Raw genomic sequence first — 25,954 nt, 5'->3', positions numbered from 1 at the left:
ACCATGGCACAAGTCATCAACACCAACACCATGTCCCTGAATGCTCAGCGCAACCTGAGCACCAGCGGCGCCTCCCTGGCCACCACGATCCAGCGCCTGTCCTCGGGTTCGCGTATCAACAGCGCCAAGGACGACGCCGCCGGTCTGGCCATCTCCGAGCGTTTCGGCACCCAGATCCGCGGTACCGACGTGGCCATCCGCAACGCCAACGACGGCATCTCGCTGGCCCAGGTCGCCGAAGGTTCGCTGACCGAAATCGGCAACAACCTGCAGCGCGTCCGCGAGCTGTCGGTGCAGGCCGCCAACGCCACCAACTCCGCCAGCGACCGCAAGGCGCTGCAGGCCGAAGTGACCCAGCTGGTTTCGGAAATCGACCGCGTCGCCAAGCAGTCGGACTTCAACGGCACCAAGCTGCTGGACGGTTCGTTCTCCAGCCAGCTGTTCCAGGTCGGTGCAAATGCAGGCCAGGCCATCGCCATCGACAAGACCATCGATGCCAAGGCCAACGCCCTGGGCGGCGCGCAGTTCGCCACCGCCACCATCGATGCCGTGACCGGCGCTGACAACACCGACGTCGCCATTGCTGCCTTCACCATCACCGACAGCAAGGGCACCGTCGTCAACTTCGACAAGCTGGACGTGAAGAGCGTCGGCCTGGCTGCGGCCAACGAAGCCGCCGCCGGCAAGGCACTGGCCGCGCACATCAACGCCAAGATCGGTGAAACCGGCGTCTACGCCGAAACCGACGCGGCCGGTGAAGTGACCCTGACCTCGGTCAAGGACAGCGTCAATGACGCAGGTGTGGCAACCGCCTTCTCTTCGACCGTTGCGGGCTTCACCGCCGGTGCCGCTGCGACCAAGCAGTTCGCCGACAAGATCGACGTGTCCACCGTGAAGGGTGCGCAGCAGTCGATGGAAATCGTTGACAAGGCCCTGAGTGCGATCAACAGCACCCGTGCCGACCTCGGCGCGATCCAGAACCGCTTCACCTCGGTCGTGGCCAACCTGCAGACCTCGTCGGAAAACCTGTCGGCTTCGCGTAGCCGCATCAAGGACACCGACTTCGCCAAGGAAACCGCCGAACTGACCCGTACCCAGATCCTGCAGCAGGCCGGTACGGCCATGCTGGCCCAGGCAAACCAGGTACCGCAGGGCGTGCTCAGCCTGCTGCGCTGATCCACGGCAAGAAGGCGCCGCTACCGTCGGATCACACCGACGGTAGCGGCAACCAGAAGGACAAGGCCATCGCAGATGCCGGCCATGCCCGGCCCGGGTACACCCCGAACCGGCTTGGCATCGCCCGCCCCTGCGGACCTCTCTTTCAGCGCTGTACTCTTGACTGTACGTACCGGGTGGCTTCGTCTCCCCCCGATTGTCAGTAGCCTGATCCCTCCCCTACCTTGGGGGAGGGCTTTTTGCAGACTCCCGGCAGCCCGCGGTGAACATACCCGCACCCTGCCCCTACCCTCCTGCAACCGGCGTGCCAGAAACGCCTTGCGGGCAGTGGCACAGGACATGCATCAACGAAGTCCTCAAGACCCGGCGGCACAGGCCGCTATTTTCGTTGACAACGGCCCACCGCAAAGCGCGTGGTCCCGGCTACCAGGAGAAACGACGTGGCAGACTTTGGATACGGTGGCATTGGCTCGGGCCTGGATATTTCCGGCATGGTCAGCCAGTTGGTGGCAGCCGACCGCAAGCCGGCCGACAACGCACTGAACCTTCAGCAGTCCAAGGCAAAACTACAGCTCTCGTCTGTGGGCACCATCACCTCGGCCTTCGACAAGCTGAAGACCGCACTGACCGCATTGAAGGCGTCCACTGCCTTCGATACCCGCACCGTGACCGCCAGCAAGGGCGGCACCAACAGCACCGACGAGATCCTGACGGCAACGGTGGCGCTGTATGACGTGGGCACGACCAAAGCTGCCGCGTCCAATGGCACGCACAAGGTGAACGTGCTGGAACTGGCTACCGCGCACAAGCTGATTGCCGATACCTCGGTACCGAAGACCCAGATCTTTGCCGCCGGAACCTTGACGCTGACCGTTGGCGTGGGTGACAAGGCCAAGACCATGAACGTCGAGGTCGAGGAAGGCGACACGCTTACCACGGTCCGCAACAAGATCGATGCCGCCGGCCGCAAGGAAGGCGTGCAGGCCACGCTGATCAGCTCGGGCGACAACCAGTACCTGTCCATTGCCCAGGAAAAAACCGGCGCTGCCAACGCCATCAAGCTGGAGTATGCGGGAAGTGATCCGGGCCTGACCTCGCTGGTCGGCAGCCTGAAAGAGAACACCGCTGCCAAGGACGCCAAGCTGACCATCGACGGCGTGGAAGTGGTCAGTGCCAGCAACACCGTGGCTGACGCGGTGCCCGGCCTGACCCTGAACCTGAAGATGAAGGGTGAAAGCACGGTCACCATCAGCACCGATACGACTGCCGCCACCAAGGTGATGCAGGAGTTCGTGACTGCCTACAACGCGGCGCTGGCGGCCATCAACACCGAAACCGCCTACGACGCCAAGACCAAGGAAGCCGCCTCGCTGACCGGCGACGCGCAGATGCGTGGCGCCATGAGCCAGCTGCGCGCGCAGATGAGCAGCATCCTGAAGGATCTGTCAGCCGAAGGCCTGGACCCGAAGACGCTGGGCCTGCAGACGCGCGGCTACCCCAATGCCGACGGCAGCCTGGTGCTGGACACCACCAAGTTTGCCGCGGCACTGGCCAACCAGCCGGAGAAGATCCGCCAGGCCATTACCGGCGACACCGGCGGCGCCGGCAAGCTCTATACGATGGTCGACGGTTATGTCAGCACCACCGTGGGCAAGGAAGGCGCCTTCGTTTCGCGCACCAACAGCCTGAACAAGACGCTGACCGACATCGACAAGCGCCGCGCCGACCTGGACACCCGCATGGAAGGCGTCGCCGAGCGCTACAAAAAGCAGTTCCTGGCGCTGGACACCCTGATGGGCAAGCTGCAGCAGAGCAGCAGCGCCCTGTCGCAGCAGTTGGCCCAGCTGAGCGGCTGATTGCAGGCGAACGCGGCTCAAGTTTGGCCCCGTACGCACCGATAACAGAAGCATCAGCAATCACCGCAGTGCCGCCGGCACGGATCCTGACGATCCGTCGGCGGTACACAGCGCAAGGGAGAATCACGAATGTACGGTTCCAGCCGTCAATACGCCGAACAGTATCGCCAGGTGGGTGTGACCAGTGCGGTCGCCGATGCCGATCCGCACAAGCTGGTGGCACTGCTGCTGGCCGGTGCGCTGGAACGCGTGCGTCGTGCAATGGCCAGCCTTGAACGGGGCGACCAGGCTGGCAAGGGCAAGGCGATCGGCGAGGCCTGTGCGATCGTCGGCCACCTGAATGGTTCGCTCGACCATGAAGCCGGCGGCGAGATCGCCGGCAACCTGTCGTCCCTGTACGACTACGTGCTGCAGCGGCTGACCGAAGCGAACCTGCACAACGATCGCGTCGCCCTTGATGAATCGCTGCAGCTGTTGAGCGAGATCGACGGGGCGTGGAACGCGATTCCGCAGGAACAGCGCCGTCCGGCGGCGGTGGCGCCGTGAGCCTGAGCGATCTGCACGCGCAGCTGGACGCCTTTGAAAAGGCATTGAACGAAAATGCCTTCGAGCAGGCCGACAGCCTGCTGGACGGCCACGATGGCACCCTGCACGCCCTGCTCAGCCAACCGCTGACCGGTGCCAACCACGCCCCGCTGTCGGCACTGCTGGAACGCCAGCAGAGCCTGCTGGGCCTGCTGCGCCAGCGCCGCGACGCAGTAGCCGTGCAGCTGCAGGATGGCCAGCGTTCCCTTCGCGCAGCCCATGCATACCTGCAGGCAGAATCGCTGGCATGACCCTGCTGCCGACCACCTCGCTGCACCACCCGGCCGAAAGCGAGCTGTTCGACGAAACGCTCAGCTGCGAACTGGCCCTGCCCGCCGAGTTCCAGGCCGGCAGCGCGCTGGGCCGCACCGGCAATGCCGAAGCCCTGCTGCGCAGCCTGGCCCTGGTGGAAGACAGCAGGGTTGACGAGCACGAGGAACGCAGCGAGGCCACCCTGCAGCTGCAGCGCCTGGAAGCCAAGCTGGACCTGACCATGGTGCTGCTGGGCCGGCTGGTACGCCAGCAAGGGCACGACCTGCCCCTGCGCCCGGTCCGCTGGTCGCGCCGTGGCATCCGCCTGCAACTGGGCCCGCGCAGCGGCGCCAGCCCGGGCCAGGCCGGCGTCGTGCGCCTGCAGCCCAGCGATTGGCTGCCCGACCATATCGACCTGCCGGTGGAGGTGGTGGCCGAGGCCGCCGACGGCAGCGGCGGCCACTTCCTGTGGCTGCGCTTCAGTCATCTGGGCGATGGCCTGGAAATGGCCATGGAACGCCACCTTTTCCGTCTACACCGTCGACAGGTTGCCGAAGCGCGCCGGGCGCGCTGAACGCCGTCACCGTAGTGCGTGGCCGACGGGCCTTGGCGGGCCCGTTCAGCTAAGTTAAGGTGGACTCCCCTTACGGACCTGCTGCGTGCCTGTGCGAGTTCTCATCGTCGACGATCACACCCTGGTTCGCGCTGGCCTGGCGCGGCTGTTGCAGGGGTTTGCCGACGTGCAGCTGGTGGCCGAAGCCAGCAACGCCGAACAGGCGCTGCAGCTGGCCCTGCAGCATGCACCGGACGTGGTGCTGATGGACCTTTCTCTCCCCGGCCGCACCGGCCTGGAAGCGCTGAGCGACATCCGCCTGCGCGCACCCGGCACCCGGGTGGTGATGATGACCATGCATGACGATGCCGCCCATGTGCGCGATGCATTGGACCGCGGTGCCGTGGGTTTCGTGGTGAAGGATGCCGCGCCGCAGGAACTGGAACTGGCCCTGCGCGCCGCTCATGCCGGCCAGGTGTTCTTGAGCCCGCAGATCTCGGCCAAGATGCTGGCGCCCATGCTGGGCCGCGAAAAGCCCACCGGCATTGCCGCGCTGTCGCCCCGCCAGCGCGAGATCCTGCGCCAGATCGGCAAGGGCGAAAGCAACAAGGAAATCGCCGCCGACCTGGGCATCAGCGTGAAGACGGTGGAGACCCATCGCGCGCGCATGATGGAATCGCTGGGCTGCCGCCGCGCCAACGATCTGTTGCTGCTGGCCGCCCGCCACCAGCACGAGCTGGAGTAACGTCGACCGTTGGTCGACTGCACTGGTCCGGTAGAGTCGACCGTTGGTCGACTGCTCTTGGCGCGATAGTCGACTTACAGTCGACTCTACCCACCGCCCCGGGCGCCGGAATGCCGTCACCCTGACACGCAATGACGGGTTTCCACACACCAACGGCCCGGACGACCGTCCAGCGCCACCAGCAATCAACGATTTAGCCGCGGCCATCGTCAACTTCCCGCGCTTTCGTAGGGAATTCCCCTACAGCGTGTCGGGAACTCAACCAAGCGCCTCAGGAACCCCCCGATTCCGGACCTGCCGGATCAAAAGCAAGATGTGTTCCACAAGGCGCCGGGGAGCGGTGCCGGGGAACCACGATGAAGGCTGCACTCTCGACCCAGCTGGGCCAACAACTACACCTGACGCCGCAGCTGCTGCAGTCGATCCGCCTGCTGCAGCTCGATGGCCTGCACCTGGAACAGGAAATCCAACGCCTGCTTGATTCCAATCCGCTGCTGGAAATCGAAGAGGCCGAAGCGCCCGTTGCCGACGCCAGCGACGCCGCCGCCACCACCCTGGAAACGGCGGCCTTCGACGAGCTGCCCGAATCGTCCATGTGGGACGTGGCCGGCACCAGCTGGCAGGACGGCGATGATGACCGCATGGCGCGCATTGCCGCCGGTGAATCCAGCGATCCGCAGCTGCGCGTGCTGCAGCGCCTGGCACTGGACCTGGACGACCGTGGCCTGGCCATCGCCGCGTTCTGGCTGGAACACTGCGATGACGCCGGCTACCTGCAGGCCCCGCTGGCCCAGCTGCACCTGCTGGCCAGCGCCCAGTTCGATGTCGACGCCGCAGGCGTGGAAGCCATCCGCCAGCAGCTGCTGCACGGCGAACCGGCCGGCATGGCCGCGCAGGACCTGCGCGAATGCCTGCTGGCCCAGCTGTACAGCCTGCAGGGCCTGGTTCCGGGCCGTCACCTGGCCGGGCGCATTCTGGAAGGTGCGCTCGACGCCCTGGCCGCCCACGACTACCTGGCCCTGGCCCGCCAGCACGATGCCGAAGTGGACGACGTGCGCGAAGCGGTGCGCCTGATCCTGTCGCTGCAGCCGCGCCCGGGCGACAGCCTGCAGACCGACAGCAACGTGGCCGTGGTACCGGACGTGGTGGCCTGGCATGCCGACGAGCAGTGGAAGGTGGCGTTGAACCCGGCTACCAGCCGCCGCGTGTCGATCAACAGCCAGTACGAACAGGCCCTGGCCGACACCGCCGATGCTGCCCCTGCCCTGCGCGAAATGCTGCAGGAAGCCCGCTGGTTCAGCCGCGGCCTGTCCATGCGCTACGACACCCTGCTGCGCACCGCGCGGGTCATCGTCGAACGCCAGGCTGCCTTCCTGGTACGTGGCGACGAAGCCATGGCACCGCTGACCCTGAAGGAGGTGGCCGAAGAGATCGGCATGCACGAATCCACCGTTTCGCGCATCACCACCGGCAAGTACCTGCAGACCCCGCGCGGCACCTTCGAACTGAAGCACTTCTTCGCCGTGCGCCTGGAAGGCGCCAGCGTGTCCGGGCAGGCCGTGAAAGCCATGGTGCGCCGCCTGATCGACGCCGAACCGGCCGGTCGCCCGCTGGCCGACGAGGCCATCGCCGGCCTGCTGTCGCGACAGGGGGTGAACATTGCCCGCCGAACCGTCGCAAAATACCGCGAACAACTGGATATCGCTCCGGCCCGCGAACGGCGCCGGATCAGCGCCAGGCAACCCCAGCTGGCCCGGGTGGGCTGAAAAGGATGTTGGACATGAACAAGCTCACAGTGCTGCTGGTCGATGACCATGAAGGTTTCATCAACGCCGCCATGCGTCATTTCCGCAAGATCGACTGGCTGCAGATCGTTGGCAGCGCCGGTAACGGCCTGGAAGCGATCGAGCGCTCGGAAAGCCTGCGCCCGCAGGTGGTGCTGATGGATCTGGCCATGCCGGAAATGGGCGGCCTGCAGGCCACCCGCCTGATCAAATCGCAGGATGATGCCCCGTACATCGTGATTGCCAGCCACTTCGACGACGTCGAGCACCGCGAACACGCGCTGCGCGCCGGCGCCGACAACTTCGTCAGCAAGCTGTCCTATATCCAGGAAGTCATGCCGATCCTGGAAGGCCTCAGGGAGGATAGATCGTGAGCGAATCGCGCATCCTGGTACTGGACAACGATGCCGTGCGCGCCGAGCGCACCGTTGCCCTGCTGGAATTCATGGATTTCAACCCGCGCTGGGTCTCCGACGCGGCCGATTTCGACCTGGGCCGCCAGCGCCAGAACGACTGGATGGCGGTGATCGTCGGCAGCCTGGACGAAAGCCCCGCCAGCACCGCGCTGTACGCGTGGCTGGGCGGCAGCAGCCTGCCGCCGCCGGTGCTGCTGGCCGATGGCGATGCCGCCACGTTCGCCCACCAGCATGGCCTGCACGAAGCCAACATCTGGCCGCTGGAAGCGCCGCTGCGCCACGCGCAGATGGAAGCCCTGCTGCGCCGTGCCAGCCTGAAGCGGCTGGATGCCGAGCACCAGGCCGGCGCCGTGCAGGACCAGGGCCCGACCGGCACCGGCCCGGCGGTGACCACCCTGCGCACCATGATCGAACAGGTGGCCGCCTTCGACACCACCGTACTGGTGCTGGGCGAATCGGGCACCGGCAAGGAAGTCGTCTCACGCGCGATCCACCAGCGCTCGCCGCGCCGTGACGGCCCGTTCGTTGCGATCAACTGCGGCGCCATTCCGGCCGACCTGCTGGAAAGCGAACTGTTCGGCCACGAAAAGGGCGCCTTCACCGGCGCACTGACCGCGCGCAAGGGCCGTTTCGAAATGGCCGAGGGCGGCACCCTGCTGCTGGACGAAATCGGCGACATGAGCCTGCCGATGCAGGTGAAGCTGCTGCGCGTGCTGCAGGAACGCAGCTTCGAACGCGTGGGCGGCAACCAGACCATCCGCTGCAACGTGCGCGTGGTCGCCGCGACCCATCGCGATCTGGAAACCCGCATTGCCGAAGGCAAGTTCCGCGAGGATCTGTTCTACCGCCTGAACGTGTTCCCGATCGACGTACCGGCCCTGCGCGAACGCCGCGAAGACCTGCCTGCGCTGGTGGAAACCATCGCCGCGCAGCTGGCCCGCACCGGCCGTGGCGAAGTGCGCTTCACCCCTGAAGCCCTGCAGGCGCTGGCCGGCTACGAATGGCCGGGCAATGTGCGCGAACTGACCAATCTGGTCGAGCGCCTGGCCGTGCTGCACCCGGGCGGCTCGGTGCGCGTGCAGGACCTGCCGGCCCGCTACCGTGGCGACGCCGCGCTGGCCCCGGTGGCGCCTGCCCCCGCCCCGGCGGCGGTGGCCACAAGCGAGGACCGCCTGGACCTGCGCAGCTTCTCCTTCCACACCCCCGGCAGCGGCAGCCAGCCGGCACTGGAACACGGCATCGCAGTGAACCGCGCCAACGCCCCGGCAGCCCTGCCCGACGACGGCCTGGACCTGCGCAACCACATGGCCAACATCGAACTGGGCCTGATCAACGAAGCCCTGGAACGCACCCAGGGCGTGGTTGCCCACGCCGCCCAACTGCTGGGCCTGCGCCGCACCACCCTGGTGGAAAAGCTGCGCAAGTACGGCATCGAACGCGAACCGGCCGAACTGGCCAGCTGACCGCCGGCACCGGGGTCAGATCCCTCCCGAAGGGAGGGCTCTGACCCCGCGCGATCCCAGAGGGGTCGGAGCCCTTTCCGCTGGAAAGGGATCCGACCCTTTTGCATTTGCACGTTTTCCTAAAGACATCGGCATCGCACTGCGGACCATGGCAGGGACACCCTACGGAGGTTCCGCCATGCATCGTTCAGCAATACTCATCGCCCTGCTCTGCCCGACCCTGGCCACCGCCGCCAACTGCACCCTGCCCGCTACGCTGGACCAGCGCCAGTTCACCAACCTCAGCGATCCACTGTATGCGCCCGACAACCCGAACGCCGGGCGTATGGTGCAGGTCAGCTTCGGCACGAGCGCTTACACGCTCGATGTACTGGGCACCGATATCCGCATCGGCGGCAGCTACCGCTACCAGCGCCTGGCCCCGCACGCCGCGGAAATCCAGATGGTCGAAGCCCACCCCGACGGCCCAGCCCGCTACACCCTGCTGCTGACCTGCCTGACCCCGAACCAGGGCCGCTTCATCTACACCCAGCACGACGGCCCCATCGTGCCCCGGCAGCGCCAGAATTCCGGCCGCTGGACCCTGCAGCCCTAGGCCAGAAAACCGACGCCGGTTAAATGACACCACACCATCCACGCATGGCGTGGATCTACTGTGTCGACCAAGGTCGACACCTACCAGAGCACGATGCCGTTCCGACAGGCCGCAGAGAACTGTCGAAGGCGGGGTGGGTCCGGTTGCGGGGGTATCCGCGCCATGGATGGCGCGGCTAAGCCCCCATGGACGGGTTTACGGCGTCCCCCGCATCCGGACCCACCCCGCCATCCCCAGGAAACCAGCTTTTGACGTTGCTTCAGTCGAGCATGGCTCGACTCTACAGCGGGTGCAGGGCTGCAAGCCCCGCCAAGAACACACCCCCACCCTCACCACTCTGAATCAAAAACCGGTTTCGGCACGCCGCTTGCACTGCTTCCAGACGAACGCCCCCATCCCTGTTTCTGGAACCGTTGCAGATGTCCCACTCCGTCACTTCGATCCTTTCCCAGATCCGCTCCTATCAGACCCAGATGGGACAGCCCGCGCTCAACCCGCTGGCCGAAGCGCCGCGCAGCAATGCCCTGCCCAACGCGGTGCTGGATGCCCCGCAGGTGCAGCCGCCCAGCTTCACCGAAACCCTGCGCGGCGCCCTGTCCAGCGTGAACGACGCCCAGCAGACCTCCGGCGCCCTGGCCAAGGCCTTCGAAATGGGTGACCCCAGCGCCGACCTGGCCAAGGTCATGGTCGCCTCGCAGCAGTCCCAGATCGCCTTCCGCGCCACCGTGGAAGTCCGCAACCGTCTCGTCCAGGCCTACCAGGACGTGATGAACATGCCGCTGTAAGGATCCAACCGCATGGCACTGACGCTCTCCAAGGAATCCCTGAACGCCGAGAAGGCCGGGCAGTGGTTCGATCGGCTGCAAAGTCTGCAGATCACCCGCCGCCTGGGTCTGATGGCGATGATCGCCGTGGCGGTGGCGGCAGGCCTTGCCGTGTTCTTCTGGGCACAGAAGCCGGGCATGGTGCCGCTGTATACCGGCCTGGACCAGAAGGCCACCGCCGAAGCCACCGACCTGCTGCGCGCCGCACAGATTCCGTTCGAGCTGGATCCGGCCACCGGCGGCATCACCGTGCCGGAAAAGAACCTGCACGATGCGCGCCTGAAGCTGGCCGGTTCCGGCCTGACCGACAGTGGCAAGCTGGGTTTTGAACTGATGGAGCGCGATCCTGGCTTCGGCGTCAGCCAATTCGTGGAAAGCGCGCGCTACCAGCACGCGATGGAAACCGAGCTGTCGCGCACCATCAACACCCTGCGCCCGGTGCGCGATTCGCGCGTGCACCTGGCCATTCCCAAGCCCAGCGCCTTCACCCGCCAGCGTGACGTCGCCAGCGCCTCGGTCACCCTGGAACTGCGTGGCGGCCAGCAGCTGGAACGCAGCCAGGTCGATGCCATCGTGCACATGGTGGCCGCCAGCATTCCCGACCTGGCCCCGGAACGGGTGACCGTGGTCGACCAGAGCGGTCGCATGCTGAGCGTGAGCGACCCCAACAGCGAAGCGGCGGTCAATGCCGCCCAGTTCGAACAGGTGCGACGCCAGGAAACCTCGTTCAACCAGCGCATCCGCGAACTGCTGGAACCGATGACCGGCCCTGGCCGGGTGAATCCGGAAGTGAGCGTGGACATGGACTTCTCGGTGACCGAGGAGGCGCGCGAACTCTACAACGGTGAGCCGCAGAAGCTGCGCAGCGAGCAGATGAGCGAGAACACCAGCACCACGCCGGGCCCGCAGGGCGTGCCGGGCGCGACCAGCAACAGCCCGCCGGGCCAGCCGGCCGCACCGCCCACCGCGCAGACCCCGACCGAAAGCAGCAAGAACGCCACCCGCAATTACGAGCTGGACCGCACGCTGCAGCACACCCGCCAGCCGGCCGGCCGCATCAAGCGGGTGTCGGTGGCGGTGCTGGTGGACAACGTGCCGCGTGCCGGGGCCAATGGCAAAGTGACCCCGCAGCCGCTGTCGGCCGCCGAGCTGACCCGCGTGGAAGCGCTGGTGAAGCAGGCCGTGGGCTTCAACGCAGAACGCGGCGATACCGTGTCGGTGATGAACGCGCCGTTCGTGCGCGACACCACCCCGGTGGAAGGCCCGGCCTGGTGGGAACTGCCGTGGGTGCATGATGCCGGCCGCATGCTGCTGGGTGCCATCGTGGTGCTGGCGCTGCTGTTCGGCGTGCTGCGCCCTGCCCTGCGCGCCATCACCGGGCAGACCAAGAAGGACGACGACGCTGCACTGGAACCGCACAGCGCGGACGTGCAACTGGTGGATGACGATGGCACCCCGTTGCCGGCGCTGGGCGCCGACCGGGTCAGCCTGGGCGGGGCCGAAGCACTGGCCCTGCCGGTGGATTCATATGAGGAACGACTGCGGATGGCCCGTGAAGCCGTAAAGACCGACTCCAAGCGCGTGGCCCAGGTGGTCAAGGGTTGGGTGGCCAATGACTGAGGCACAACTGACCGGCGTGCAGCGCGCTGCCGTGCTGCTGTTGTCCCTGGGTGAACTGGATGCGGCCGAGGTGCTGCGTCATATGGAACCCAAGGAGGTGCAGAAGATCGGCATCGCCATGGCCACCATGACCGACATCACCCGCGAACAGGTGGAACGGGTGATGGACCAGTTCAGCCAGGAGCTGGGCTCGAAGACCTCGCTGGGCGTGGGTTCGGACGACTACATCCGCAACATGCTGGTGCAGGCGCTGGGCAGCGAGAAGGCCGGCAACCTGATCGACCGCATCCTGCTGGGCCGCAACACCACCGGCCTGGACGCGCTGAAGTGGATGGACCCGCGCGCGGTGGCCGACCTGGTGCGCAACGAGCACCCGCAGATCATCGCCATCGTGATGGCCCACCTGGAAACCGACCAGGCAGCCGATGCACTGAAGCTGCTGCCCGAACGTACCCGGGTGGACGTGCTGCTGCGCATCGCCACCCTGGACGGCATTCCGCCCAATGCGTTGAACGAACTGAACGAGATCATGGAACGCCAGTTCGCCGGCAACCAGAACCTGAAGTCGTCCAACATCGGCGGCGTGCAGTGCGCGGCCAACATCCTCAACTTCATGGACAGCGGCCAGGACCAGGCGATCCTGGGCGAGATCGCGCGCATCGACGCGCCGCTCAGCGGCCGCATCCAGGACCTGATGTTCGTATTCGACGATCTGGTGGATCTGGACGATCGCGAAATGCAGCTGGTGCTGCGCGAAGTCAGCGGCGAGCGCCTGGGCCTGGCCCTGCGCGGTGCCGACATCAAAGTGCGCGACAAGATCACTCGCAACATGTCCCAGCGCGCTGCCGAAATCCTGCTGGAAGACATGGAAGCGCGTGGCCCGGTGCGCCTGTCCGACGTGGAAGGCGCGCAGCGCGAGATCCTGGCCATCGTCAAGCGCATGGCTGATGAAGGCACGGTCACCATCGGCGGCAGCGCGGAGGCCATGCTGTGAGCAATGTCGTGCGCTGGCTCGCCCCGGACTTGCTGGCCCAGCCCGAACCCGAGCTGGAGCAGGAGGATGTGTTCGAACTGACCGAACCCGACCCGGATCACGAGCCGGAGCCGGTGCTGCAGCTGCCCACGCTGGAAGAGATCCAGGCGATCCAGGACAGCGCGGAAAAGGAAGGCTTTGCCCAGGGCCACAGCGATGGCTATGGCCAGGGCCAGGCCGAGGTGCGCCGCCTGGTCGCGCAGATCGAAGGCATCCTGGACAACTTCAGCCGCCCGCTGGTGCGTCTGGAAAATGAAGTAGTCGGCGCGCTGGGCGAGCTGGCCGTGCGCATTGCCGGCGCGCTGGTCGGCCGCGCCTACGAAGCCGACCCCGCCCTGCTGGCGCAGCTGGTGGGTGAAGCCGTGGACGCGGTGGGCGGCGCCACCCGCGAGGTGGAAGTGCGCCTGCACCCCGATGACATCGCCGCGCTGTCGCCGTTGCTGACCCTGTCACCGCAGCAGCGGCTGGTGCCCGACACCAGCCTGAGCCGCGGCGACCTGCGCGTGCACGCCGAAGCGGTGCGCGTGGATGGCACCCTGGAAGCACGCCTGCGCGGCGCCCTGGATGCGGTGATCCGCCAGACCGGAGCCAATGCATGAACACCGAACCGCACCTGCCGCCGCCGGCGGACTGGACCGTGGCCCGCAACCTGCGCCTGGCCGGCCGTCTGGACAGCCTGCGCGTGGACACCGCACACGGCCGCGGCCTGATCCGTGAGGGCGTGCTGCGCCGCGCGGTGGGCCTGACCCTGGAAGCGGTGGGCTGCGAGGCCCCGCTGGGCGCCAGCTGCAAAGTGGAAGTGGTCGATGGTGGCTGGGTGGATGCCGAAGTGGTCGGCTTCGCCGGCGAACGCACCTACCTGATGCCCAGCGCCGAGCTGCACGGCCTGCTGCCCAACGCACGGGTGGTGCCCTCGGCCCGCCGTGGCGGCGTGGAAGTGGGCGAAGGCCTGCTGGGCCGGGTAATCGACAGCGACGGCGTGCCGCTCGATGGCAAGGGCCCGATCCGTGCCGAAGGCCATGTCGGCATGGCCGGCGTGTCGATCAACCCGCTGGCGCGCGAACCTATCACTCAGCCGCTTGACGTGGGCGTGCGCGCGATCAATGCGCTGCTGCCGATCGGCCGTGGCCAGCGCGTGGGCCTGTTCGCCGGTTCCGGTGTCGGTAAGTCGACGCTGCTGGGCATGATGACCCGCTACACCGCCGCCGACGTGATCGTGGTCGGGCTGATCGGTGAACGTGGCCGCGAAGTACGCGATTTCGTTGAAACCACCCTGGGCGAAGAAGGCCTGCGCCGCGCGGTGGTGGTGGCCAGCCCGGCCGACCGCCCACCGCTGGCGCGCCTGCACGGCGCCTACCGCGCCACCGCCATTGCCGAATGGTTCCGCGACCAGGGCCTGAACGTGCTGCTGCTGATGGATTCGCTCACCCGCTTCGCCCAGGCCCAGCGCGAGATCGGCCTGTCGGTGGGTGAACCGCCCACCACCCGCGGCTACCCGCCGTCGGTGTTCGCCAAGCTGCCGGCGCTGGTGGAACGTGCCGGCAACGGCGCCAAGGGGCGCGGCTCGATCACTGCGTTCTACACCGTGCTGACCGAAGGCGATGACCCGCAGGACCCGATTGCCGACGCGGCACGCGCGATCCTGGACGGCCACATCCTGCTCTCGCGCCGGGTGGCCGACAGTGGCCTGTACCCGGCCATCGACGTGGAATCGTCGGTCAGCCGCGTGGTCACGGAAATCGCCGACGAGCCGTGGCGCCTGCGCATCCGCAAGTTGAAGCGCCTGGTGTCGGCCTACTCGGCCAACCGCGATCTGATCGCCATTGGCGCCTACCAGCGCGGCAACGATGCTGCGACCGACGAAGCACTGGAACGCTGGCCGGAAATCATGGAATTCCTCGGCCAGGACGTGGCCAAGGCCGCCGATCTTCCGCACAGCCAGGCCGCGCTGCAGCGCCTGGTGGAACAAGAGAACTAAGCCATGACACAGTCCAAGCGCATCGACCCGCTGCTTAAGCGGGCGCAGGAACACGAAGACGCGGTGGCCCGCGACCTGGCCGAGCGCCAGCGCGTGCTGGATACCCATCTGTCGCGGCTGGATGAACTGCGCCGCTATGCCGAGGAGTACGCAAACGCACAGATGGCCGCCACCAGCCCGGCACAGCTGCTCAACCGCCGTGCCTTCCTGGACCGCCTGGACAGCGCGGTGGAACAGCAGCAGCAGACCGTGAACGGCAACCGCGAGAAAGTGGAAGCCGAGCGCGCGCGCCTGATCCTGGCCAGCCGGGACAAGGCCGTGCTGGAACAGCTGGCCGCCAGCTACCGTGCACAGGAAAAGGTGGTGACCGACCGCCGCGACCAGCGCGAGATGGATGACATCGGCGCACGCCGCGCGCGCCTGGCGCAGGCCGCAGACCCGGACAGCGATCCGCAGGGAGGCCGCGCGTGATGCCCTCCCTGTTGACCGGCAACAGCACCGCCGCCGGCACCACCGGTTCCACCGGCAGCAGCTCGCGCAGCAGCCGCAGCGACGGCAGCAGCGGCAGCGGTTTCGACCAGATGCTGCAGGGCGGCGGCAATACGCCTGCGGCCAAGACCGCCAGCACCCCGTCGAAGCCGGCGAGCAAGGCGAGCAACGCCGACGCGGGCAACGCAGATGCGCGTACCCCGCCAGCCAGTTCAACCGATGCCACCGACCCCGATGCGGCAACGACCGAGGTGGCCGCCAGCACCACTGACACCCCCGCGCCGGCCACCGATAAGGACGCCGCGACCGACAGCGACGACGCGCCCTGGCCACCACTGGGCCTGGCCGGGCTGGCGCTGATGGTGGCGCCGGTCGCCGATCCCAGCGCGCCTGCATTGCCCACCGCCACGGGCACCGATGCCGACGCGCTGCCCAGCGCCGCGCCTGCGGCGCTTGCCACGCTGCCCGCCGCGGCCACCACCGCTACGCCGGCCACCGCGCCTGCGGCCACGGGCGTAGCCACCACCACTACCGCAGCGGATGCCGATGGCGAAGCCATCGAACTGCCGCTGCCCGGCACGGTGCTGGCACAGACCGCGCTGGATGGCGCAGACGATGCGGACAGCCTGTTCGGCAGCGATCGCAGCGTGACCGCACCATTGCAGGTGGCCCTGCCCGCCGCCCTGCAGGACCTGAAGGCCGCGTTGGCCAGCACGCCGGTGTTCAACGGCGAACCCACTCCCACCCCGGTGCTGGGCGATGATGGTTTCGACCAGGCCATCGGTGCACGCGTCAGTTGGCTGGCGGACCAGAAGATCGGCCACGCCCACATCACCCTGAACCCGGAAGACCTGGGCCCGGTGGACGTGCGCCTGCAGATGAACGGTGACAAGGTGCATGCCAGCTTCAGCAGCCCGCACGTGGATGTGCGCCAGGCGCTGGAAAGCAGCCTGCCGCGGCTGCGCGAACTGCTGGGCGAACAGGGCTTCCAGCTGGCCCACGCCGATGTGGGCCACCACAACAGCGGCGACGGCGGAACGTCGGGCCAGAGCACCGGCAGCGGCAACGGCCGGATCGGTGACGGAGAACCGTCGCTGGGCGACACCACGGTGTCGGCAGCGCAGCTGATCCGCCAGCGCGGATTGCTGGACGCCTACGCGTAACCGGTAGCGCCGGGCCATGCCCGGCGGCACCCCGATAGTCCGCCGGGCACGGCCCGGCGCTACCGACGGAATTCCGTCGCCGCTCTTCCCCGCCAGTGCGGCACACCCCTTGCATAGCCCTGTGAAGCAACCCCTGAGGAGCTTCACCCCGTGGCCGCAGCCGCTGACAAAACCAAGAAGACCGCCGACAAGGACAAGAGCGCCAAGCCGCGCAGTCCTCTGCTCATCACCGCCCTGGTGGCCGTCCTGGCCGCAGGTGCCGCCGGCGCCGGCGTCTGGTTCTTCACCCAGAGCAAGCACGAACCGGCCACCGCCGAAGCCCCGAAGAAGGGCGCCACCCCGGCCCCGGCCCAGTACTTCGCGCTGGAACCGGCCTTCGTGGTCAATCTGAACGGCCCCATTGATGGCCCGCGCTACCTGCAGGTGGAAGTGCAGCTGATGACCCGCGACGCCGCCGCGCTGGAGGCGATCAAGACCCATGCGCCGGCACTGCGCGCCAACCTGCTGATGCTGTTCTCGCAGGTCAGCCCCGAGCAGATTGCCGACGTGGCCGGCAAGCAGAAGCTGCAGGGCGAAGCGCTGGCCGCCGTGCAGAAAGTGCTGAAGGCCGAGACCGGCAGCAACGGCGCCGACGATCTGCTGTTCACCAGCTTCGTGACCCAGTAAGGGCCTACCGATGAATGACCTGCTGTCCCAGGATGAGATCGATGCCCTGCTGCATGGCGTGGACAGCGGCGCGGTCGAAACCGATCCGGAGCCGCCGTCCGGCGAAGCACGTTCCTACGACTTCGCCAGCCAGGACCGCATCATCCGCGGTCGCATGCCCACGCTGGAAATGGTGCACGAGCGTTTCGCCCGCCTGTGGCGCATCGGTCTGTTCAACCTGATCCGCCGCTCGGCCGAACTGTCCGTGCGCGGCATCGAGCTGATCAAGTTCAACGACTACATGCATTCGCTGTATGTGCCGACCAACCTGAACCTGATCCGCTTCAAGCCGCTGCGTGGCACCGGCCTGATCGTATTCGAGCCGACCCTGGTGTTCGCCATCGTCGACAACTTCTTCGGCGGCGACGGGCGCTACCCCACCCGCATCGAAGGCCGCGAATTCACCGCCACCGAAATGCGGGTGATCCACCTGCTGCTGAAGCAGACCTTCGCCGATCTGCGCGAAGCCTGGGCGCCGGTGATGGAAGTGGATTTCGAATACATCAATTCGGAAATCAATCCGCACTTCGCCAACATCGTCACCCCGCGCGAATACGTGGTGGTGTGCCGCCTGCACGTGGAACTGGACGGCGGTGGCGGCGATATCCACGTCACCCTGCCGTACTCGATGCTGGAACCGATCCGCGAACTGCTGGACGCCGGCATCCAGAGCGATCGCAACGATCGCGATGCCAGCTGGGGCGTGATGCTGCGCGAACAGCTCAACATCGCCGAAGTGACGCTGTCCAGCGTGCTGGCCAGCAAGCGCATGACCCTGCGTGACCTGACCCAGCTGAAGGTGGGCGACATCCTGCCGATCGAGCTGAACACCCAGGTGCCGCTGTGCGTTGAAAACATTCCCGTGTTCACCGGCGAATTCGGCATCGCCAACGGCATGAACGCCGTGAAAGTCACCGCTACCCATCCGCCGGGGACCCGCCCGCGCGTACCCGTCATCCAGGAAGACCCGCAATGAACGATATCGACGCCCTCGAACCGACCCCGGCCCAGTTTGGCAGCCTGCAGGCCGATGAAACCCAGGGTCCGGACCTGAACCTGGACGTGATCCTGGACGTGCCGGTGACGCTGTCGCTGGAAGTCGGCCGCGCCCGCCTGCCGATCCGCAACCTGCTGCAGCTCAACCAGGGCTCGGTGGTGGAACTGGAACGCGGCGCCGGCGAATCGCTGGACGTGTTCGTCAACGGCACCCTGATCGCCCACGGCGAAGTGGTGGTGATCAACGACCGCTTCGGCGTGCGCCTGACCGACGTGGTCAGCCCGAGCGAGCGGATCCGGAGACTGCGTTGAGCCTGCTGCTCGCCACCGCGCAGGCCGCTGCGAAGACAACGCCGCAGATCGGCCAGCATGCCGCCACCGCACCGAGCCTGTTCGGTGCGGTGCTGGCCCTGCTGGCCGTGCTGGCCCTGGTGATCGGCCTGGGCTGGCTTCTCAAGCGCCTGCCCGGCAGCGGCTTCCGCCCGGCCGAAGGCATGAAGCTGGTGGCCAGCCTGACCGTGGGCGCCAAGGAGCGCGTGGTGGTAGTGGAAGTGAACGGCCAGCAGCTGCTGCTGGGCGTCACCGCCGGCAGCATCAACACCCTCCACACCCTGTCCGAGCCCCTGCCGCCGCCGGCGCCGGTGCGCGTGCCGGACCTGAAGAACCTGCCGAATTTCGCCCAGCTGCTGCAACAGCGGCTGCGCAAGGACCCCTGACATGCGCGTGACCCGTTCCCGCTTCGCCACCCTGATGCCGTGGCTGATCCTGATCGCCCTGTGCCTGCTGCCCGCGCTGGCGTTTGCCGCGCCGGGCGCACCGCCGTCGCTGCCCGATGTAAACGTGGGCAAGATCGGCGGCGCGCCGGTCAGCCTGCCGCTGCAGACCCTGCTGCTGATGACGGCGATCACCCTGATCCCGTCGATGCTGCTGGTGCTGACTTCGTTCACCCGCATCATCATCGTGCTGGGCCTGCTGCGCCAGGCGCTGGGCACCGGGCAGACGCCGTCCAACCAGGTACTGCTGGGCCTGGCCCTGTTCCTGACCGCGATGATCATGCTGCCCACCTGGGACAAGGCGTGGAGCGCCGGCATGGCGCCGTACCTGAACGGTGATATCGACTTCCAGACCGCCTGGACGCTGACCACCCAGCCGCTGCGCGCCTTCATGCTGGCACAGATCCGCGAAACCGACCTGATGACCTTCGCAGGCATTGCCGGCCACGGCACCTATGCCAGCCCCGATGCGATTCCGTTCCCGGTGCTGGTGGCCTCGTTCGTCACCAGCGAGCTGAAGACTGCCTTCGAGATCGGCTTCCTGATCTTCATTCCGTTCGTGATCATCGATCTGGTGGTGGCCAGCGTGCTGATGTCGATGGGCATGATGATGCTGTCGCCGATGCTGGTGTCGGCGCCGTTCAAGATCCTGCTGTTCGTGCTGGTCGATGGCTGGGTGCTGACCGTGGGTACGTTGGCGGCCAGCTTCAATCCGGCTTGATTGCAGCAACAGCAGTCGAGCACAGCAGTCGAGCATGGCTCGACTCTACCCAAAGCAAATGGAACAACGATGTCTCCCGAACTTGCCCTGACTGAACTGCGTGGCGGCCTGATTACCGTGCTGTGGGTGGCCGGCCCGCTGCTGCTGACCGTGCTGGTGGTTGGCGTGGTGGTGGGCGTGGTGCAGGCCGCGACCCAGTTGAACGAGCCCACCATTGCCTTCGTGGCCAAGGCCGCGGCGCTGACCGCCGTATTGTTTGCGCTCGGCAGCCTGCTGATCGGCCACCTGGTCGAATTCACCACGCTGCTGTTCCAGCGCATTCCACACCTGATCGGCTAGGAACCGCGCCGCCATGGACGCCGCCACCCAGATGGCCGCCGACGGCCTGCAGGCCTTCGGCATGATCGGCACCGTGCTGTGGACACTGCTGCGTTTCGGCGCGGTGGCCATGGCCATGCCCATGGTCGGTACCCGCGCGGTGCCGGCCCGCGTGCGGGTAATGCTGGCGGCCACGCTGTCCATCGCGCTGGCCCCGCTGCTGCCGCCGGTACCGGACTGGGCCGGCTTCGACGCCGCCACCGTACTCACCATTGCCCGCGAACTGGCCATCGGTGTGTCCATCGGCTTCCTGCTGCGGCTGATCTTCGAAGCCGGCGCGCTGGCGGGCGAACTGGTCGCGCAGGGCACCGGCCTGGCCTTCGCGCAGATGAGCGATCCGCTGCGTGGCGGCACCTCGGGCGTGATCGGGCAGTGGTTCTACCTGCTGTTCGGCCTGCTGTTCTTCACCGCCAACGGGCACCTGGCGCTGATCTCGCTGGTGGTGGACAGCTACCGCGCGCTGCCCATCGGCGCGCCGCTGCCCGACCCGCATGCGTTCTTCAGCATCGCCCCCACCTTCCTGCTGACCGTGCTGCGCGGCGGCCTCACCCTGGCCATACCGCTGGTGGTGGCCATGCTGGCGGTCAACCTGGCCTTCGGTGTGCTGGCCCGCGCCGCGCCCGCACTGAACCCGATCCAGCTGGGCCTGCCGGTATCGCTGCTGCTGGGCCTGTTCCTGCTGGCCCTGCTGGCCGGTGAAATGGGCCCACCGGTGCAGCGCATGTTCGACGCTGCGTTCGAGGCCGCTGGCGCCGTCACTCAGTGAGAACTTCATCACATCTTGTTGATTGCCCTGCCCCCCCTGTAACGCGTTACAGTGAATGGGCGGCGACCAGGGGGACGCCGCGCGCGGCCCGCATTGTGTACGGCCGCTTGCCGTAGCCTTGCCCCACCGTAGTTTTTCCGTTGACAGGCAGGTCCGGGAGACTGACGAATGCTGGTAGGCACGTACAACCCATGGCTGGTGGCCACCTCGCTGCTGGTTGCCGTCATGGCTTCGTATACCGCCCTGGCCATGGCCGGGCGCACGGTGACTGCACCTGGCCGCGGTGCCACCTGGTGGTGGCGGCTGGGCGGCGGGTTTGCCATGGGGCTGGGCATCTGGTCCATGCACTTCATCGGCATGCTGGCCTTCGACCTGCCCATTCCGCTGGGCTACGACCTGCCCATCACCCTGGTGTCGCTGGCGCTGGCCATCGCCTCGTCGGTGTTCGCGCTGTGGCTGGTGTCACTGCAGACCCTGCCGCATGGCCGCCTGGCCGGCGGCGCGGTGCTGATGGGCACCGGCATTGCCAGCATGCACTACGTGGGCATGGCCGCGCTGCGCATGCAGCCGGGCATCGACTACCAGCCAGTGTGGCTGGCGCTGTCGCTGCTGGTGGCCGTGGCCGCATCGTGGACCGCGCTGTACGTGGCCTTCCGGCTGCGCGCACAGAACACCCGCAACGTTGATCGGTTGACCGCCGCCGGCCTGCTGGGCCTGGCCATCGTGGGCATGCATTACACCGGCATGGCCGCCGCCCGCTTCCCGGAAGGCAGCGTGTGTGGGGCCGCCGTTGGCGACGGCCTGCGCAGCACCTGGCTGGCGGTGATGGTGGTGGTGCTGACCGTGGCCATCCTGGCGGTGGTGCTGGTGGTGTCCTGGCTGGAACAGCGGGTGGAGGCGCAGCTGCTGCGGCTGCGTAATTCGCTGCTCAGCACCTCGCTCACCGACGCCCAGCAGGAACTGACCCAGGCCGCCCTGCACGACCCCCTTACCCGCCTGCCCAACCGCCTGCTGCTGCAGCGCCGGATCGTGCAGGCGCTGGCCGAGGCCGAACAGCGCGGCAGCCGCTTCGCGGTGATGTTCATGGATCTGGACGGCTTCAAGCAGGTGAACGATGCCTATGGCCACCAGGCCGGCGACGCCCTGCTGGTGGCCGTGGCCGAACGCACCCGCCAGCTGCTGCGGCCCAACGACATGCTGGCGCGGCTGGGCGGTGACGAGTTCGTGCTGGTGGTTCGCATCGAACACGATGAAGACCTGCCGACCCTGGCCCGGCGCATCCTGGAAGCGGTGGGCGGCGGCCCGCTGCTGCCCGACAACGAACTGCAGGTGACCGCCAGCATTGGCGTTGCCATTTGTCCCGACCACGCCGCCAGCGAACGCCAGTTGATGGCCTTTGCCGATGCGGCGATGTACCAGGCCAAGGAATCGGGCCGCAACGCCTTCGTGCTGTTCTCTGACTGGATGAACGACAGTGCCGAACAGCAGTTCCGGCTGCTGGCCGACCTGCGCCGGGCGATCGGTACCGACCAGTTGTTCCTGCACTACCAGCCGAAGATCCGCGTGGCCTCGCAGGCCGTGGCCGGCGCCGAGGCGCTGATCCGCTGGCGCCATCCCGAACAGGGCCTGATCCCGCCGGACCGCTTCATCCGCCTGGCCGAGCGCAGCGGTGCCATCCACGATATCGGTCGCTGGGCGCTGGAACAGGCCTGCCAGCAGCTGCGCCGCTGGCACGATGCCGGCCATGACGGCTGGTCGATGTCGGTGAACCTGTCGCCGGTGCAGTTCAGTTCGCCGCACCTGCTGCGCGATGTGGAAGACGTGATCGAACGCTACGCCATCACCCCGCGCCACCTGGTGCTGGAAATCACCGAAAGCACGGTGATGCGCGATACCGATACCAGCCTGCGCCTGCTGCAGAGCCTGTCGGCGCTTGGCGTGGGCATTTCCATCGATGATTTCGGCACCGGCTATTCCAGCCTGCTGTACCTCAAGCGCCTGCCGGCCACCGAGATCAAGATCGACCACGCCTTCGTGCGCGATCTGGAACACAGCCCGGAAGACGTGGTGATCGTCTCGGCCATCGTGGCCCTGGGCCACGCGCTGGACATGGACATCGTGGCCGAGGGCGTGGAAACCGCCCCCCAGCGCGCCTATCTGGAACGGCTGGGCTGTGATTACCTGCAGGGCTACCTGCTGGGGCGCCCGGTGGACCCGGCCCGCTTCATGCAGCTGCACGACCTGCCGCGGCCGCGGGTAGAGCTGGCCAACCCACCGCCGCGCTGACGCGTCCGCTCTGGTAGGTGCCAACCTTGGTTGACACTTCCCACCTCCGCCGGGCATGGCCCGGCGCTACCGCCCCGCTCTGGTAGGTGCCAACCTTGGTTGACACTTCCCACCTCCGCCGGGCATGGCCCGGCGCTGCCACCCCGCTCTGGTAGGTGCCAACCGCCCTGCTCTGGTAGGTGCCAACCTTGGTTGGCACATTCGCGCCCTTCCCGCGCTGGGAAGCCAGCCGCGGCCAGCGCGGCTGGCAATTGCCCGGCATGCGCAATACGCTTTCCCGGAACATCGGTGAATGGAGTATGCGTATGTCAGGGAAGAGTTCATTCGAAAGTCCGCGCTGGCACCGTGACCTGCTTCGCTTCCTGCCGCTGAAGAGCCAGTTCGTGCTGTCCGGCAATGTGCGAGATCTGCAGGCCGGCGAACTACAGCCCGGCCTGGTCACCGCGCAGGGCTTCAACCAGCACCTGTGCACCACCCTGCTCGACGAAGGCTTCAGCCACGTCCTCGGCTGGGACCCGCTGGCCGGCTTCCGCGTTCTGAGCCGCGCAGGCGCAGAGCCCACCGACGGCGATGCCTTGCTGCGCGAGCTGGGGCTGACCCCAGCCAACGGCGCCGCGCCGGCCGGCATCGACCTGCTTTCCGCCACCCTGCCACGCTTGGTCAGCCGAAGCGGCGATCCCATTGCGCTGATTGTCGATTTTGCCTCGCGCTTGACCGTACGCAGCGACAATCTCAGTGCCGCCGAACACCAGTTGTTCACCCAGGCCTTGGTGCTGGCCCACCAGGCCCGCAGCCGTCCGGCCACAGCGGCGCGCAGACCGTTCTTCAACAGCATTCTGTGGATCGTGGAGAAGGAAGGCGATCTGCCCGATTGGCTGGTGGTGGCCAACCCCCGCATCCGCGCAGTTTCCGTCGCAAAGCCCGACCAGCAGGTACGCCGCGCACTGGCGCCCGCCCTGCTGAAGGGTTTGGCCGGTGCGGCTACGGCCACGCCCGATGCCATGGCAAAAGCGGTCGATGCCTTTGTCACCGAAACCGAGGGCCTGCTGCTGCTGGACCTTACCGCCATCACGCAACTGGCCCGGGTCGAGAACGTGGGCATGGAACAGATCAGTGACGCGGTACGCCGCTACAAGATCGGCGTCACCGAAGACCCTTGGCTTCGCATCGACCGCCCGCGCATCCGTGCAGCGCAGGACTATGTGCAGCAGCGGGTGAAGGGCCAGGACCACGCCGTGACCCACATGCTGGACATCGTCAAGCGCGCGATGACCGGCGTCGGCGCGCGCCGCAAGGGCAACCGGCCACGCGGCGTGGCCTTCCTGGCCGGGCCCACCGGTGTCGGCAAGACCGAACTGGCCAAGACCGTCACCAGCCTGCTGTTTGGCGACGAGGGCGCGTACATCCGTTTCGACATGTCCGAGTTCAGTGCCGAGCACGCCGACCAGCGGCTGATTGGTGCCCCGCCCGGCTACGTGGGCTACGACGTTGGCGGCGAGCTGACCAATGCCATCCGCGAGAAGCCCTTCAGCGTGGTCCTGTTCGACGAGATCGAAAAGGCCCATCCGCGCATTCTCGACAAATTCCTGCAGATACTCGACGATGGTGTGCTCACCTCCGGTCGCGGCGACCGCGTTTATTTTTCCGAGGCGCTGATCGTCTTCACCTCCAATCTTGGCATCTATCGCCAGGGCGAACATGGTGAACGGGTGGCCAATGTGCTGCCCGGCGAAGCGTTCGAACAGGTGCAGGAAAAGGTCCACGCCGAGATCGACCGCCACTTCAAGCTGGTGCTGAACCGGCCGGAGATCCTGAACCGCATCGGCGAGAACATCATTGTTTTCGATTTCATCCGCGTTGAGGTCGCCGTGCAGATCTTCGAGCAGATGGTGGATGCCACCCTGCACGACCTGCATGCCCAGCAGTTGACGGTGACCCTGGCCGCAGAAGCGCGCGCCACGCTGCAGGCGCAGTGCCTGCAGGACCTGTCCAACGGCGGCCGCGGTATCCGCAACCAACTGGAGGCGCGTCTGCTGAACCCGCTGGCACGCAGCCTGTTCGACCAGGACGCGCAAGCCGGCGAGCACTTCGTCATCACCGCCGTGCAGCCTGGCGGGCTGGCCGTGGAACGGGCCTGAGCATGCAGGTCAGCCTGTCGCGCGTGCATTTCCCCATCACCACACTGGGGCCGGGCCACAGGCTGGGCATCTGGTTCCAGGGCTGCAGCATCCGCTGCCCCGGCTGCATATCGGCCGATACCTGGGGGCCGGGGCATCGCCGCATCGAGGTGGACGTGCTGCTTGAGCAGCTTGCACCGTGGTGGCAGCAGGCCGACGGGGTGACCATTTCCGGCGGCGAGCCGTTCGACCAGTTCGATGCACTCCTGGCCCTGTTGCGCGGCCTGCGCTCGCGCGGCCCGGGCGACATCCTGGTCTACAGCGGCCATGCGCTGGAAGCGTTGCAGGCGCCACTGCACCGTGCAGCAGGCCTGATCGACGGCCTGATGAGTGACCCCTACCTGGCGGATGCCGGGCAGACCCGCGCGTTGCGTGGAAGCGACAACCAGCGGTTGAGCCTGCTGACCGACCTTGGCCGTGATCGGCTGTCCGAGCTTGAGCGCCCGATCCTGCCCTCCGACAAGGTGCTGGACATCATGTTCGACGAGGACGGCAGCCTGTGGATGGCCGGCATCCCCCGACACAACGACCTGCTGCGCCTGCGCGGAATGCTGCGCGCGCAGGGTCATCACCTGCAGACCAGCGCGCACGCCCCCAGCGGCGAAGACGTGGAGTAACCG

At 67.1% G+C, this 25,954-nt stretch carries 27 protein-coding genes; all 27 read left to right on the top strand.

Going from position 1 to position 25,954, the window contains the following annotated elements; genetic code table 11:
• Positions 1 to 3 precede the first annotated feature (3 nt).
• Complete coding sequence (locus tag C1933_RS09485) at positions 4 to 1,176, top strand: flagellin (protein WP_108749570.1); 1,173 nt, start codon at positions 4 to 6, stop codon at positions 1,174 to 1,176.
• Positions 1,177 to 1,616: 440 nt separating this feature from the next.
• Entirely contained in the window at positions 1,617 to 3,032 is a 1,416-nt protein-coding gene (gene fliD / locus C1933_RS09480; protein ID WP_108753044.1) for a flagellar filament capping protein FliD, read from the top strand.
• A 129-nt stretch (positions 3,033 to 3,161) separates the two neighbouring features.
• Positions 3,162 to 3,578 carry a flagellar export chaperone FliS gene (gene fliS / locus C1933_RS09475; protein WP_108753043.1) on the top strand — a complete coding sequence of 139 codons (417 nt, stop codon included), beginning with the start codon at positions 3,162 to 3,164 and terminating at the stop codon, positions 3,576 to 3,578.
• Positions 3,575 to 3,868: a hypothetical protein gene (locus C1933_RS09470; RefSeq protein ID WP_108753042.1), complete on the top strand. Its 294-nt coding sequence runs from the start codon at positions 3,575 to 3,577 to the stop codon at positions 3,866 to 3,868. The genes fliS and C1933_RS09470 overlap by 4 nt, the downstream gene beginning before the upstream one ends.
• Positions 3,865 to 4,443: a PilZ domain-containing protein gene (locus tag C1933_RS09465; RefSeq protein ID WP_108749566.1), complete on the top strand. Its 579-nt coding sequence runs from the start codon at positions 3,865 to 3,867 to the stop codon at positions 4,441 to 4,443. Before C1933_RS09470 ends, C1933_RS09465 begins: the two co-directional genes overlap by 4 nt.
• A 91-nt stretch (positions 4,444 to 4,534) precedes the next feature.
• Positions 4,535 to 5,167, top strand: a complete 633-nt coding sequence (locus C1933_RS09460) for a response regulator transcription factor (protein ID WP_049460605.1) — start codon at positions 4,535 to 4,537, stop codon at positions 5,165 to 5,167.
• Between the two features lie 356 nt (positions 5,168 to 5,523).
• A complete protein-coding gene (gene rpoN / locus C1933_RS09455; RefSeq protein ID WP_108753041.1) occupies positions 5,524 to 6,933 on the top strand; it encodes an RNA polymerase factor sigma-54 in 1,410 nt (469 codons plus the stop codon).
• Between the two features lie 14 nt (positions 6,934 to 6,947).
• Positions 6,948 to 7,325 carry a response regulator transcription factor gene (locus C1933_RS09450; protein WP_049460600.1) on the top strand — a complete coding sequence of 126 codons (378 nt, stop codon included), beginning with the start codon at positions 6,948 to 6,950 and terminating at the stop codon, positions 7,323 to 7,325.
• Entirely contained in the window at positions 7,322 to 8,830 is a 1,509-nt protein-coding gene (locus C1933_RS09445) for a sigma-54 dependent transcriptional regulator (RefSeq protein WP_108753040.1), read from the top strand. Before C1933_RS09450 ends, C1933_RS09445 begins: the two co-directional genes overlap by 4 nt.
• 178 nt (positions 8,831 to 9,008) lie before the next feature.
• Positions 9,009 to 9,425 (top strand): hypothetical protein, encoded by a 417-nt coding sequence (locus tag C1933_RS09440; protein ID WP_108753039.1) that lies wholly within the window; start codon positions 9,009 to 9,011, stop codon positions 9,423 to 9,425.
• Between the two features lie 419 nt (positions 9,426 to 9,844).
• Positions 9,845 to 10,210: a flagellar hook-basal body complex protein FliE gene (gene fliE / locus C1933_RS09435; RefSeq protein WP_108749563.1), complete on the top strand. Its 366-nt coding sequence runs from the start codon at positions 9,845 to 9,847 to the stop codon at positions 10,208 to 10,210.
• Positions 10,211 to 10,222: 12 nt separating this feature from the next.
• Positions 10,223 to 11,869: a flagellar basal-body MS-ring/collar protein FliF gene (gene fliF / locus C1933_RS09430; protein WP_108753038.1), complete on the top strand. Its 1,647-nt coding sequence runs from the start codon at positions 10,223 to 10,225 to the stop codon at positions 11,867 to 11,869.
• Positions 11,870 to 11,876: 7 nt separating this feature from the next.
• Entirely contained in the window at positions 11,877 to 12,863 is a 987-nt protein-coding gene (gene fliG / locus C1933_RS09425; protein WP_108751550.1) for a flagellar motor switch protein FliG, read from the top strand.
• Positions 12,860 to 13,501 carry a FliH/SctL family protein gene (locus C1933_RS09420; RefSeq protein WP_108753037.1) on the top strand — a complete coding sequence of 214 codons (642 nt, stop codon included), beginning with the start codon at positions 12,860 to 12,862 and terminating at the stop codon, positions 13,499 to 13,501. Before fliG ends, C1933_RS09420 begins: the two co-directional genes overlap by 4 nt.
• Complete coding sequence (locus C1933_RS09415; protein ID WP_108749560.1) at positions 13,498 to 14,880, top strand: FliI/YscN family ATPase; 1,383 nt, start codon at positions 13,498 to 13,500, stop codon at positions 14,878 to 14,880. The genes C1933_RS09420 and C1933_RS09415 overlap by 4 nt, the downstream gene beginning before the upstream one ends.
• Positions 14,881 to 14,883: 3 nt before the next feature.
• Complete coding sequence (fliJ, locus tag C1933_RS09410; protein WP_108749559.1) at positions 14,884 to 15,351, top strand: flagellar export protein FliJ; 468 nt, start codon at positions 14,884 to 14,886, stop codon at positions 15,349 to 15,351.
• The gene (locus C1933_RS09405) at positions 15,351 to 16,532 is read left to right on the top strand and encodes a flagellar hook-length control protein FliK (RefSeq protein ID WP_108753036.1); all 1,182 of its coding nucleotides are present in this window, start codon (positions 15,351 to 15,353) and stop codon (positions 16,530 to 16,532) included. The genes fliJ and C1933_RS09405 overlap by 1 nt, the downstream gene beginning before the upstream one ends.
• A gap of 150 nt (positions 16,533 to 16,682) precedes the next feature.
• Complete coding sequence (locus C1933_RS09400) at positions 16,683 to 17,198, top strand: flagellar basal body-associated FliL family protein (protein ID WP_108749557.1); 516 nt, start codon at positions 16,683 to 16,685, stop codon at positions 17,196 to 17,198.
• Between the two features lie 10 nt (positions 17,199 to 17,208).
• Complete coding sequence (gene fliM, locus C1933_RS09395) at positions 17,209 to 18,213, top strand: flagellar motor switch protein FliM (protein WP_108749556.1); 1,005 nt, start codon at positions 17,209 to 17,211, stop codon at positions 18,211 to 18,213.
• Positions 18,210 to 18,545, top strand: a complete 336-nt coding sequence (gene fliN, locus C1933_RS09390; protein ID WP_108753035.1) for a flagellar motor switch protein FliN — start codon at positions 18,210 to 18,212, stop codon at positions 18,543 to 18,545. Before fliM ends, fliN begins: the two co-directional genes overlap by 4 nt.
• On the top strand, positions 18,542 to 18,949 hold the full coding sequence (gene fliO, locus C1933_RS09385) for a flagellar biosynthetic protein FliO (protein ID WP_108753034.1): 408 nt from the start codon (positions 18,542 to 18,544) through the stop codon (positions 18,947 to 18,949). The genes fliN and fliO overlap by 4 nt, the downstream gene beginning before the upstream one ends.
• 1 nt (position 18,950) lies before the next feature.
• A complete protein-coding gene (gene fliP / locus C1933_RS09380; RefSeq protein WP_108753033.1) occupies positions 18,951 to 19,727 on the top strand; it encodes a flagellar type III secretion system pore protein FliP in 777 nt (258 codons plus the stop codon).
• 69 nt (positions 19,728 to 19,796) lie between these two features.
• A complete protein-coding gene (locus C1933_RS09375; protein ID WP_005413254.1) occupies positions 19,797 to 20,066 on the top strand; it encodes a flagellar biosynthetic protein FliQ in 270 nt (89 codons plus the stop codon).
• 13 nt (positions 20,067 to 20,079) lie between these two features.
• Positions 20,080 to 20,871 (top strand): flagellar biosynthetic protein FliR, encoded by a 792-nt coding sequence (gene fliR, locus C1933_RS09370; RefSeq protein ID WP_108753032.1) that lies wholly within the window; start codon positions 20,080 to 20,082, stop codon positions 20,869 to 20,871.
• Positions 20,872 to 21,039: 168 nt separating this feature from the next.
• Positions 21,040 to 23,157: a bifunctional diguanylate cyclase/phosphodiesterase gene (locus C1933_RS09365; protein WP_108753031.1), complete on the top strand. Its 2,118-nt coding sequence runs from the start codon at positions 21,040 to 21,042 to the stop codon at positions 23,155 to 23,157.
• 305 nt (positions 23,158 to 23,462) lie between these two features.
• The gene (locus C1933_RS09360) at positions 23,463 to 25,295 is read left to right on the top strand and encodes an AAA family ATPase (protein WP_108753030.1); all 1,833 of its coding nucleotides are present in this window, start codon (positions 23,463 to 23,465) and stop codon (positions 25,293 to 25,295) included.
• 2 nt (positions 25,296 to 25,297) lie between these two features.
• Complete coding sequence (locus C1933_RS09355; protein ID WP_108753029.1) at positions 25,298 to 25,951, top strand: 4Fe-4S cluster-binding domain-containing protein; 654 nt, start codon at positions 25,298 to 25,300, stop codon at positions 25,949 to 25,951.
• Positions 25,952 to 25,954 lie beyond the last annotated feature (3 nt).

This window comes from Stenotrophomonas sp. ZAC14D2_NAIMI4_6 (assembly GCF_003086875.1).
In the GTDB taxonomy this organism is placed as follows: Bacteria; Pseudomonadota; Gammaproteobacteria; order Xanthomonadales; family Xanthomonadaceae; genus Stenotrophomonas.
Note: the sequence above shows the minus strand (reverse complement) of the source record. Positions and strands in the feature narration are given on the sequence as shown.